A 12,981-nucleotide genomic window follows, 5' to 3' on the forward strand; every position below is an offset into this window, starting at 1 on the left:
GTAACGAACCATGAAACATATTAACCCTTTACTCATTGGATTGTTGATGACCCTACTTGGTATCGGCAACAGCTGGGGAGCAGCTCTCGACTTCCCCTCTGCAGACTATCACATAAGCGGTGAACTCCATACCTTGCCAGGAGGACAACCGAAAATCTACCTGTCCGGTTCGGAAAAAGGAGCTTCCTATGTGCTCTACCGCGACGGACAACCTATCTCCAACCAAGAAGGCACTGGCCGCAGTCTGTTGTTCCTTGGAGACGGAACGGGAACTTACACCATCGCTGTCGAAACATGGAAATATCCGCTTTTTATCAAAGACAGTCTGAAAGTAACGGACTTTCCCGGACTGGAACATATAAAGTCGATCACACGTACAAAAACAGAAGGACCTTTAAAGGCAGAAGGAGGAACATGCTGGTTTGACGTGATACTGGACAGTCCTGTCAACAAGACTGTAAGCCAGTCTTTACGTGACATATCAGAAATCTGCTATCAAGGGCGTTGTTCTACCTGGCATCCGTCCTACGGTTTGTTGATTACCGCCTATCCCGCCTACCCGGACAAAATCCGTGTTATTGTCATGGGAAAACCCAACATCGGCAATGAACAGCACTCTTTCCTTCAGTTGGGCAAGACACGCCTTGAAGTCACACAAAAAGGACAAGCGGACAAACTGCTCAATCCCGAAATCTACAGATACCCGGATTCCATTACAGGAACATGGGAAATTTGTGGTATGGACATGCAACCCGATGTCGTGTATACCCTCTATCAGGATGAAGGCTTCCGTCCGCATCCGGTAGCAACCCGAACAGGAATCTGCATCTTCCCGGGACTGACCCAATATGGAAATTACTACGTCACAAGTAGCTATCAGGGAAAAACTGTCCAATCGAACACCGTAAACCTGACCTATCTTTTCCTCCGTTTCCAACTCTCCGGTGATGCATTCATTTCTCGTTTTGGTCCTGCAACCCTGAAATTATCCGGCTCAGAACTGGGAGTGACTTATCGTCTCTATTGCAACAACCGTCTGGTAGAAAGCCAACAAGGGACAGGACAAGCTCTTGCATTTGATGCAAGCATACCTGGAGAATATTATGTGGTTGCCTGCAAAGATGGTGAGGAGACTCGCATGGACGGAGTCTCACACGTACGATATCCCGGTGCGAACAGTGCAGACTACGGGCACAACTTCACCATCGAAAGAACGATACTGGCACCAGCCCGATTGGATTGGAACGACGACATCACCTACTTCGACGGTTTCAACCGCCCGCTTCAGGAGATTCAGGTGGATGGTTCTGCCAGCACACAGAGTGACCTGGTCACCCCACATGTCTATGCAGCCTTCGGACAAGAAGAGAAGAAGTATCTCCCCTTCGTGAAGCAACACAATTCGGGCGCCTTCGTCGCCGATGCACTGAATGTCATCAACTGGAACACTTACGGCACAGACGAAATGGCTTACGCCTTCAGCCAGGCCGACTACGAAGCATCGCCTCTGAACCGAATCCTCAAACAGACGGGTGAAGGACATGTCTGGCACAACCGGGAAAAAGGCATCACGTATGCCTATGCGCTGAATGCCGCCAACGAGGTGCGCCGTTATGCGGTCTCTGCCGATGGTACACTGACGCGCAACGGATTTTATGATGCCGGGACTCTGCAAGCGGTGACCACGACTGACGAGGACGGACACACCAGTACGACTTACACCGACAACTTGGGACAGGAAGTCCTGCTCCTTCAGACGGACGGGAAAACCCGGCTGGAAACCTATAAAGTGTATGACGGACGCGGACTGCTCCGCTGGGTGCTTTCGCCCGAAGCCGTGGCACAACTCGGCGAAGGAACGGATGCCGCCGTGCTCGGACGCCTTGCCTATTACTATGAGTATGATGCCATGGAACACACCACTCTCAAGCAGCTGCCCGGCTGCAAGCCCGTCTACATGACCTACGACTCCCGCGGAAGACTCGTGTTCAGTCAGGACGGCAACGAACGTGACAACAATCCACGCAGATGGAGCTACCAGCGTTATGATGCCTCCGGACGGGTTGTCGAGAGCGGGGAGTTCCTTGCCAAGACCGATATCGGAAGGCTGAACATGCTCTCCTTGTCGGCACGTGACCAACGTCCCGAAGGAACCTACACGCCGTTGCAACAGACTGTGTACGACGACTATGATAACCCGGTCATCAAGGCGCATGCCTTTACAGCCACACCGGGATACGAATCCTCCTACCTCCGCTCCGCAGGAGGGCAGGTGACAAGCGTACGTTCGCGTAAACTCGGCACGGACGAATGGCAGACCATCACGACCTATTATGACGACCATGCGCGACCCGTGCAGGTGGTCAGCGACGAGACAGGAGGTGGACTCCTTCGTATCTGCACTGCCTATGACTTCGTGGGCAATGTCATCCGTACACGCGAACAACATGCCGACGGGTCGTTCATCGAGACCAACCGGACCTATGACAGACGCAGCCGTCTGCTCACGACCTCTACCACCAAGGACGGAGGCACACCGGCAGTCATCACCTACACGTATGATGAACTGGGACGTCTCGTTGCCAAGAAATACGGAAACACCACGGAACAGCTACGTTACAACATCCGCGGATGGCTGACAGCCAAGGAAAGTGCCCCCTTCAAGATGCAGCTGCACTATGAAACGCCCCTCGCCGGGACGACACCCTGCTACAACGGCAACGTCAGCGAGTGGACATGGACACACGAGGGGCATGCAACTCTGATGTATGGCTTCGCCTACGACGGATTCAGCCGGCTGGCATCCGCCACCCAGAAGCAGAGAGACGGACTGACATGGACCACTTCGGCAGCATCTTTCACGGAGAAGGGCATCACCTACGACCGGAACGGCAACATCCGTACCCTGCAACGCACAGCCTGCGGCAAGCTGGTGGACGACCTGCTCTATGCCTACTCCGGCAACCGGCTGACGGCACTGAGCGAACAGGTACGCACCTCGCAGCAGGGAGATGTCTATCAACCGGGCAATGCTGCAGCAGGAAGCTACGAGTATGATTCCAACGGAAATCTCACAAAAGATTCCCGAAAAGCTTTGTCGTTCACATACAATCGTCTAAATTTGACGGACGAAGTGAAGCAGGGCGGCGTGCTGAAGGCACGCTACCAATACCTGACCGACGGCACCAAGCTCAGCGTACGCGACGGAAGCGGAAAGAACGGATACGACTATGCCGGCAGCTTCATCTACAAAGTAGCAGACGGGAAGCGTGAGTTCGACCGTGCCATCGTGGGAGACGTGCAGTTCACTTCGCAAGGGACAAGGTATGCCCTGACCGACCAGCTGGGAAGCATCCGTGCACTGATTGACGACAAGGGGAAAGTCGTACAGCAAAACGACTTCTATCCTTTCGGAGCCAAGGCGGAGCGCGACGGATTGGCGCAAGCCGAGGACAACTGCTTCCTCTTCAGCGGCAAGGAATGCCAGGCGTTGATTGACTTGAATGCGTACGACTTCGGTGCGAGAATGTATGATGCGTCGTTGGGAAGATGGACGGCAGTAGATCCCTTGGCGGAGAAGTATACCAATCTTTCACCGTACAACTACTGCATCAACAATCCGTTGGTGATTGTGGATCCGGATGGGAAAGATGTAATGATTACGATTGTTGGAAATACCATTACGATCACGGCAATCATTTTCATCTATGGACACTTGGCTACTGAGAAACTTGCTAGTTTATACATGGAAAACATCCAAAATGTATGGGGACTTCTAACGTCTTACAACTTTGAAGGTATGGATTACAAAATAGACTGGCAAGTAAATGTAATCTTCAGACCAGACATCAGTGAAGATGTCAAAAAGAAAGACTTAAAATATGATGGTAAAACCAACTATATGAAAGTCTTTAAGAATAAAGATGAATCCTCCTATGTAATAGACTCAAAGTTTGGTAATATTCAATATACTGAATCATCTGAGAATGCAATGTCTCATGAATTTGGTCACATGATGGGACTGAAAGACAGATATAAAGATGGGGGAGCCCCGGTATCACCGGAATGGAACTTCAATATCATGCATGATATAAAAGGTGCGGCTGATAAACAAAATATGGATTTCATCTTAACACCTGTACTGCAAATAGATAAACAATTGAACTTGCATAGACAGAGCGTACGCCCCAATCCAAATACCCCTTGGAATAATGGAGTACCTAGAACGGTGTACCATATTAATAAGAAAAATAGAGAATTATGAAACATAAAAAACTTCTTATCCTCTTATTCCTATTCCTTCTCGCAGGAGGAATAGGAATAAACAAGCTCTGTCAAAAGACGGTTCCTGAAGAACAACCACCCAGACAGAAGCAACTGTACCCACCATTTGTGTACAAACCGGATTCTGCCACAAGAGCAAGATGGGAAAAGTTGAATCCGAAAGAACAGGAAGAACTGGAAATCCGTAAATTTGAAGACTATACTGACTTTGACTACAGAAAATATACATTGGATGAGCCCTATATTGTATTGGAATCCAACCCAATGGCTAAGTTAAAAGGATACAAACAATATAAAGAATGGGAANCCAGACAGAAGCAACTGTACCCACCATTTGTGTACAAACCGGATTCTGCCACAAGAGCAAGATGGGAAAAGTTGAATCCGAAAGAACAGGAAGAACTGGAAATCCGTAAATTTGAAGACTATACTGACTTTGACTACAGAAAATATACATTGGATGAGCCCTATATTGTATTGGAATCCAACCCAATGGCTAAGTTAAAAGGATACAAACAATATAAAGAATGGGAAGACTATAAATATGATCCAGACCATATATTATATCCGGGAATGCATATCCACGGTATGACCAAAGAACAAGTCTTGGAAAAATATAAAGATAATAGAATGGTAAGCTATGGTGATACTGATACATTACGGTATGGAATACTCATAAGTTCCGGAGGCGTTCTTCCCAAACTAAGATTCATGGTATCAGACTTGCATTATGCAGAAATCAGTTCGTGTTCATGGGTATTTATACGAGAACCATATCCACTTGTGCGGGTTGTCTACTTCATCAGAGATGGTAACGTGCAACGAGCATTCTGGGGATATGAGGTTAATCTATCTAGAGCCGACATGATGGATCTTCCCACAATACCCTAACGATAGAAAGGTTGTACTGCAAATCCTAACGCAGTGCAACCTTTCTTCTTTAAGCTGCCTTCTCAAAAAGATTCCCGAAAAGCTTTGTCGTTCAAACGAACTGGCCACCTCCATCATAGGGGCATCGTTCGTTGAGTATCAGATTCCTTCAACATCTGTTGTCATTTCATCCAATCAAAAATGTAGGGGCGAGCGGTCTGCTCGCCCGGTCCAATCATGGTCCAATCCCAATTGTTTCCCCACATCCACGCATAATAATGAACAATTAACCGTACGAAAGGCGTTTGAACGGTTGTTGAACATTTATTGGACGGTGTATTGGACGTTGCATTGAACCGGGCGAGCAGACCGCTCGCCCCTACATTCAGGTTGCATACAGCTGCCTTCTCCAAAAAGATTCCCGAAAAGCTTTGTTGTTCACATACAATCGTCTAAATTTGAGGAGCGAAGAAATAAAAGCCAAACGGTTAAAACAAGATAACCATGAAAAAAAGAACGATTTTCCTCGCCATTGCTACCGTACTTCTCCTTCTCGCAGGAGGAATAGGAATAAACAAGCTCTGTCAAAAGACGGTTCCTGCAGAACAACCGCCCAGACAGAAGCAACTGTACCCACCATTTGTGTACAAACCGGATTCTGCCACAAGAGCAAGATGGGAAAAGTTGAATCCGTCGGAACAGAAAGAGCTGGAATTCCGTAAATTTGAAGACTATATGTCCGACTTTGATTCCAGGAAATTCACATTGGATGAGCCTAATATCGTGTTGGAACCTAACCCAATGGCTAAGTTAAAAGGATACGAAGAGTATAAAGCAGACGAAGATTATAAATATCCATTTGACTATATATGGTATCCGGGAATGCACATTCACGGTATGACCAAAGAACAGGTTTTGGAAAAATATAAAGATAATAGAATGGTAAGCTATGGTGAGGCAGATACATTCCGATATGGAATACATATAGAGCATCAACTCTATTTTCCCTTCATAGCATTCATGGTATCAGACTTGTATTATGCAGAAATCAGTCGTTGTTTTTGGTATTTTAGACGGCAAGGATACCCAATTACGCGGGTTGTCTACTTCATTAGAGATGGTAATGTGCAACGAGCATGCTTTGGATATGAAATTAATCTATCAAAATATACGTTAGATTAATCCCTGCCATCCTAGAAATAGAAAAGCAGCTTTCCTCAAGACACTGCTGTCAATGTTGATGCTCTTCCTCACTAATTGAATCAACGGTAAAAACAAGAGCCCCATGAAAAACAGAATGATTTTCCTCGCCATTGCTGTCGTACTTCTCCTTCTTGCAGGAGGAATAGGAATAAACCGACCTTGCCAAAAGATAATTCCTAGAGAACAACCACCCAAACGAAAGCAACTGTATCCACCGTTTGTATACAAACCGGATTCTGTCGAAAGAGCAAGATGGGAAAAGTTGGACCCTAGAGAACAAGAGGAATTGGAATTTTATGCATTTGAATACTATAAATATTACTATTCTGAGCATTCAGATAGATTCACATTGGATGAGCCCAATATCGCGCTGGATCCCAATCCTATGGCTAAACTAAAAGGGCATACGAGGTATAAAGATTCTGAAGACTATAAATATCCACCTGACAGTATTTTGTATCCGGGAATGCACATTCACGGCATGACCAAAGAACAGGTCTTGGAAAAATACAAAGACAATCAAGTGACAAGCTACAAGGCTGACACATTCCGATATGGAATACATATAAGCCCCGGAAGTTATCTTCCCAAAATAGGATTCATGGTCTCAGACCTACATTATGCAGAAATCAGTTTTTGTTCATGGCGTTTTAGATTGCAAGGCTATCGATATCCTATCATACGGTATGTCTACTTCATTAGAGATGGCGATGTGCAACGAGCATTCTGGGGATATGAGATTAACCCATTAAAATGCGCAATAGATAATTCCAAGATACCTTAGAAAAAGAAAGGTTGTATTGCACACCATGTCGCAGTGCAACCTTTCTTCTTTAAGCTGCCTTCCCAAAAAAGATCCCCGAAAAGCTTTGTCGTTCACATACAATCGTCTAAATTTGAGGAGCGAAGGTAAAACCACAGCCTCGTGCTAAACGATAACTATGAAAAAAGGTAACAAGCTAAGTATCATGCTGACAGCAGGCACAACGATCCTGCTGCTTTCAGTCTTTTCCCTTGCACCCAGTCAAGAGGACAAGATTACGTGGGGAGGAGAATATCCACCTCCACCGAAAGAACTGACTTGGAAAGAAAAGTGGAAACGCTCAAAGTTGCACCCCATAAAGCAAGATCTCTTAAATAGACTGGAACATTGCAAGTACCATTCCTATTTGCTAAGACTCTATGAGGATGAGTATACGAAGAAAATGCGTGAACCCATTATCCGCCTCGATAAGGACCCTTACAGCAAGCTCCGTAGGCTCAACTACTATGAAAGCTACGATCAACCGCATAAATATTGGGAAACCTATGTTTTAAGTGACGGACTGGACACACACGGGGAAACATTGGAGGACTTAATACAAAAATATGCCAAGCATAAACTTGTCACACATGAAGTCGATACGTTTCGCTTTGGGTGTTCCATAAACGAAGGATATGGAGATCAAGAAGTAAACTATATGCTGTCAAAGATCCATTATGCTGAGGTACACACCTATGTCTGGCATGTAGAGCCGAACCTAGAAAGGACGCTATTGTTCTTGAATGACAATGGGGTACTGCGATCATTCTGGGGGTATCAAGTGAAACAAGGCGGATGTATTATTGATTATCCTGAATTTCTGTATGATATTGGTCCAGATTAAGATGAATAGAGTTACCTGTTGTTATTTCATCCAATCAAAATGTAGGGGCGAGCGGTCTGCTCGCCCGGTCCAATCATGGTCCAATCCCAATTGTTTCCCCACATCCACGTATAATGATGAACAATTAACCGTACGAAAGGCGTTTAAACGGTTGTTGAACATTTATTGGACGGTGTATTGGACCGGGCGAGCAGACCGCTCGCCCCTACATTCAGGTTGTATACAGCTGCCTTCTCCAAAAAGATTCCCGAAAAGCTTTGTCGTTCACATACAATCGTCTAAATTTGACCGAATGAGAACATTTCACATCTTCTTCAGACGAACTGAACGCCTCTCATAGGGGCATCGTTCGTTGAGTATCACTTCTGACACTTTTAATCATGATACGAACTTTATTAAACCTGTTCTTAACGACAGTATTATTGACGGAAGGATGCAGTAAACCAGCATCCACATCCATTGCCCGTCCCACCAAGGATGACATGACACAAAGCTCTCATCCAGACAAGATACGAAAGAAGCTTGACTCTGTACGGGTAAAGTATTATACTTGTTTCATAATGGGGCTCACATCTCTTACGCGTGAAGAACTGATTAACAAACCGGTAGATTCATTCCTTCCCATCCTTCCTGACCATCCGAAAGGAAACGAAACGGTGGATATGAGGCTTCCGGAAAACAGAATACCGGAGGTTATCGATACTCTTATCACCACTCCACATGTTCTGGATGAGCTTTCAGCAGCCATACAGACTGTGAAGACTAACTCCCCGGGACCGTACCCGTATGAGGACGTCAGGATGACAGCGCGGTTCTACTACCGGAATCATACCGTGGACATCATAGACTATCATGGGACTTATCTGGAAGACTTCACACTGAACGGGCAGGAGGGCAAAGAGAATGACCAGCTGACCTATTTGTTGCGCCAGCATTCCGGTTTCTATTGGTTTCATAATCTTTTCCACCTGACTTACATGCACGAGTTGTATAACATCAGCTTTCCTCAAGACACTGTTGTCAATGCCGATGGCGTCCGACTATATTACGGAAAACCTTATCAGGCAAAATATTATGAGGATACGTTCAATTATGATTTTATACCGCTTCCCTATCTGAAAATAGAATATCCGGGTAGATGAAGCGTCTGTGAAATATAGTTATAATAGTAGAAAGGGGAAGATAAGCCACCTCCTGATGGAGATACGCTTATCTCCCTCCCCTTATTTAAGCCAAACGGTTAAAACAAGATAACCATGAACAATAGGACGATATATCCCATTGATTATCCCCTGATATAAATGAACGATATGGAAACAAAGAATGGACCAAACTACAAACTGGAGTCTTTGGACGGACTTCGACTTACGATTTATGAACAACCAAACTCCAAACTTATCTATATCCCTTTGGTTATAGGAGTAGTCATATTAATGATTCCAATAATCATTTTTCCATTTATCGTGGCTGAAGATAGGGGAGTTCCCTTAGGTTTTGTCATAACATGTGTCATTGCCCTACTGACTGGTGGGTATCTGCTAAGAATGTATCTGTGGAATGCCTACGGCAGTGAAGTATTCATAATCAAACAGAATACATTTTCCACCTATTATGACTATAAATTCCTCAAGGACAATGTACGCACTTTCAGATTCCAATCAGTAGCGGTTCATGGCATAGAGGATGAGAAAAACACTTCTGGTAGTGAAATGATAGCTTTTTGCATTGATGAACAGACTTTTTCCTCAAGAGAAGCTATTCCCATAGACGTTATTACGCAAATAGCAAAAATCTTGAAGCAGTCATAATGTCACTGACAAAGCTTCTGTATAGAAAGATTGTACTGCACACCATGTCGCAGTGCAACCTTTCTTCTTTAAGCTGCCTTCCCAAAAAGATTCCCGAAAAGCTTTGTTGTTCAAACGAACTGACCACCTCCAAGGGGCATCGTTCGTTGAGTATCAGATTCCTTCAACATCTGTTGTCATTTCCTCCAATCAAAAATGTAGGGGCGAGCGGTCTGCTCGCCCGGTCCAATCATGGTCCAATCCCAATTGTTTCTCTACATCCACGCATAATGACGAACAATTAACCGTACGAAAGGCGTTTGAACGGTTGTTGAACATTTATTGGACGGTGTATTGGACGTTGTATTGGACCGGGCGAGCAGACCGCTCGCCCCTACATTCAGGTTGCATACAGCTGCCTTCCCAAAAAGATTCCCGAAAAGCTTTGTCGTTCACATACAATCGTCTAAATTTGAGGAGCGAAGAAATAAAAGCCAACCGGTGAAAACAAGATAACCATGAAAAAAAGAACGATTTTCCTCGCCATTGCTACCGTACTTCTCCTTCTCGCAGGAGGAATAGGGATAAGCCGGCTCTTTCAAAAGACAGTTCCTGAAGAACAACCGTCCAGACAGAAGCAACTGTACCCACCATTTGTGTACAAACCGGATTCTGCCACAAGAGCAAGATGGGAAAAGTTGAATCCGAAAGAACAGGAAGAACTGGAAATCCGTAAATTTGAAGACTATACTGACTTTGACTACAGAAAATATACATTGGATGAGCCCTATATTGTATTGGAATCCAACCCAATGGCTAAGTTAAAAGGATACAAACAATATAAAGAATGGGAAGACTATAAATATGATCCAGACTATATATTATATCCGGGAATGCATATCCACGGTATGACCAAAGAACAAGTCTTGGAAAAATATAAAGATAATAGAATGGTAAGCTATGGTGAGGCTGATACATTACGGTATGGAATACTCATAAGTTCCGGAGGCGTTCTTCCCAAACTAAGATTCATGGTATCAGACTTGCATTATGCAGAAATCAGTTCGTGTTCATGGGTATTTATACGAGAACCATATCCACTTGTGCGGGTTGTCTACTTCATCAGAGATGGTAACGTGCAACGAGCATTCTGGGGATATGAGGTTAATCTATCTAGAGCCGACATGATGGATCTTCCCACAATACCCTAACGATAGAAAGGTTGTACTGCACACATTGGACGGTGTATTGGACGTTGCATTGGACCGGGCGAGCAGACCGCTCGCCCCTACATTCGGGTTGTATACAGTTGCCTTCTCAAAAAGATTCCCGAAAAGCTTTGTTGTTCACATACAATCGTCTAAATTTGACCGAATGAAAACATTTCACATCTTCTGCAGCCTGTGCCTTCTGTTGTTTGGTACGTCCGCATGCCACCGGATGCCATCCGACAGTCCCCTCCTGACGAGGGCGCAGGGGTATGCCATGTCCGATTCCACCTACAGCTTTGCACCCTGGCTGGCACAACTCATCGACTCTTTCGTCGCACAACATCCTAACCTGAACTATGACATCTTCATCAACAAGATTGACGAAGATACCTTGCAACTGGCACTGCAAGGGACGGTCACAATGCGGATGGAAGAAGAACGCGCATGCTATGAACTGCATCCGCTGACTGTATACAAAAGCGGAAATATGTCTGTTAACGTCTACAGCGGAGCGGAAATGTTCCTCGTCCCCCGTGCAGACTCTCTACTGCCTGAAAAAGGCGACTACTACCCAACGGCACGCAGGGAAGCCTTCTGTCTCATCTATGTCTATGACGACAGTCTACACTTCTTCCGGGACTGGAGAGAGGCAGATATCTATCCCTTTACTGAACATCGTATGAACGTATGGCAACCTGACGATGATGAAACGACTGACTGACCTTCTGAAAACATGCCTGCTCCTGCTGCTGGCGATAACCGTCTCGTGCAGACCTGTCCCCGAAAAGGAGCCTCAACCGATATACACGTTCCAGCAGTCCTTCCACCCGTCGATAGAGGCGGTTGTAGACTCATTCACGGCACGCTATCCTGCCACTTATACGGAACTGCACATCAACAAGGTCTGTGGCGCACGGGTATTCTTTGCTCTGCTCTACAGTGGTGAATCTCCCTTGTCAACCGTTCCTGCATGCATAAAGGCATCCACCTTCGACGGAACGGTCGTCAGTGTGTATTCGGGATTGGAGGACGTCTGTGTCCGGCATGACAGTCTGCCTCCCGTCCACGTCGATGAACAGCTCATACGGAAGGGACACTTCTGGCTGATCAAGCATGATTGGAGGAATGTGCTGCAAGTCCGTGAGGCGGATGCCCGTCTGCGTTCTCCCTTTGTACCTACACCAGGATTCATTTCTGCAGACGAACTGAACACCTACATCATGATGGACAGCATCAAACGTTATGACGACCTACATCATAGGGGCATCATTTATTGAGTATCAGCTTTCCATCGTAAAGACCGTTCCTTTTGGCAACAGCAAACCGGGGCTTACCCCTTCCGTCGGGCACGCAGATACTCCACAATGCCGGGGATGAGGGAGATGATGATGATGGCGACGATGACCAGCTTCAGGTTCTCCTGGATGAACGGCTGGTTGCCGAAGAGATAGCCCGCATAGAGGAACGAGGCGACCCAGAGAAGGCCTCCCGTGAGGTTGTAGAGCATGAAGTAGGTGTAGTGCATCCGTCCCATGCCTGCCACGAAAGGAGCAAAGGTGCGGACAATGGGGACGAAGCGGGCGAGGATGATGGTCTTTCCACCATACTTCTTATAGAACTCATGTGTCTTGTCGAGATAGCTCTGCTTGAAGATTTTGGAGTCCGGGTTGCTGAAGAGCTTCTTGCCGAAGAAGTGCCCGATGGCGTAGTTGCACGAGTCGCCCAGCACGGCGGCGGCAAAGAGCACGAGTGCCAGCAGGTGCACGCTCAGCGGCATGTTAGGCTGGGCGGCAATGGCTCCGCCGACGAAGAGGAGGGAGTCTCCCGGGAGGAAAGGGGTGACCACGAGTCCGGTCTCGCAGAAGATGATGAGGAACAGGATGGCGTAGGTCCACTCATGGTAGTCGCGCACCATCTCGACCATGTGCTGGTCGATGTGGAGGAGGAAGTCGATGATAAATTCCATAGGGTTGTGTGATG

10 protein-coding genes are annotated in these 12,981 nt (G+C 46.3%); 9 read left to right on the top strand and 1 reads right to left on the bottom strand.

What is annotated here, in order from left to right; translation table 11 throughout:
- Positions 1-10 precede the first annotated feature (10 nt).
- From C8275_RS02350 to C8275_RS02395, 9 genes are all read left to right on the top strand, one after another.
- A complete protein-coding gene (locus C8275_RS02350) occupies positions 11-4,264 on the top strand; it encodes an RHS repeat domain-containing protein (RefSeq protein WP_106483938.1) in 4,254 nt (1,417 codons plus the stop codon).
- A 1,394-nt stretch (positions 4,265-5,658) separates the two neighbouring features.
- Positions 5,659-6,336: a hypothetical protein gene (locus tag C8275_RS02360; RefSeq protein WP_106483940.1), complete on the top strand. Its 678-nt coding sequence runs from the start codon at positions 5,659-5,661 to the stop codon at positions 6,334-6,336.
- A 103-nt stretch (positions 6,337-6,439) separates the two neighbouring features.
- Positions 6,440-7,141 carry a hypothetical protein gene (locus C8275_RS02365; RefSeq protein ID WP_106483941.1) on the top strand — a complete coding sequence of 234 codons (702 nt, stop codon included), beginning with the start codon at positions 6,440-6,442 and terminating at the stop codon, positions 7,139-7,141.
- Positions 7,142-7,298: 157 nt separating this feature from the next.
- Positions 7,299-8,003: a hypothetical protein gene (locus C8275_RS02370; protein ID WP_106483942.1), complete on the top strand. Its 705-nt coding sequence runs from the start codon at positions 7,299-7,301 to the stop codon at positions 8,001-8,003.
- A 662-nt stretch (positions 8,004-8,665) separates the two neighbouring features.
- Positions 8,666-9,145, top strand: coding sequence for a hypothetical protein (locus tag C8275_RS02375; RefSeq protein WP_157948137.1), 480 nt, complete (start codon positions 8,666-8,668; stop codon positions 9,143-9,145).
- 168 nt (positions 9,146-9,313) lie between these two features.
- Positions 9,314-9,811 carry a hypothetical protein gene (locus C8275_RS02380; protein WP_106483944.1) on the top strand — a complete coding sequence of 166 codons (498 nt, stop codon included), beginning with the start codon at positions 9,314-9,316 and terminating at the stop codon, positions 9,809-9,811.
- 497 nt (positions 9,812-10,308) lie between these two features.
- Positions 10,309-11,001 (top strand): hypothetical protein, encoded by a 693-nt coding sequence (locus C8275_RS02385; RefSeq protein ID WP_106483945.1) that lies wholly within the window; start codon positions 10,309-10,311, stop codon positions 10,999-11,001.
- 163 nt (positions 11,002-11,164) lie between these two features.
- Positions 11,165-11,722: a hypothetical protein gene (locus C8275_RS02390; RefSeq protein WP_157948138.1), complete on the top strand. Its 558-nt coding sequence runs from the start codon at positions 11,165-11,167 to the stop codon at positions 11,720-11,722.
- A complete protein-coding gene (locus tag C8275_RS02395; RefSeq protein ID WP_157948139.1) occupies positions 11,706-12,278 on the top strand; it encodes a hypothetical protein in 573 nt (190 codons plus the stop codon). Before C8275_RS02390 ends, C8275_RS02395 begins: the two co-directional genes overlap by 17 nt.
- 53 nt (positions 12,279-12,331) lie before the next feature.
- Here C8275_RS02395 and C8275_RS02400 read toward each other — a convergent pair whose 3' ends face one another.
- On the bottom strand, positions 12,332-12,967 hold the full coding sequence (locus tag C8275_RS02400; protein ID WP_106483948.1) for a DedA family protein: 636 nt from the start codon (positions 12,965-12,967) through the stop codon (positions 12,332-12,334).
- Positions 12,968-12,981 lie beyond the last annotated feature (14 nt).

Origin of the sequence: Bacteroides sp. Marseille-P3684 (assembly GCF_900291465.1) — a bacterium.
In the GTDB taxonomy this organism is placed as follows: Bacteria; Bacteroidota; Bacteroidia; order Bacteroidales; family Bacteroidaceae; genus Phocaeicola_A.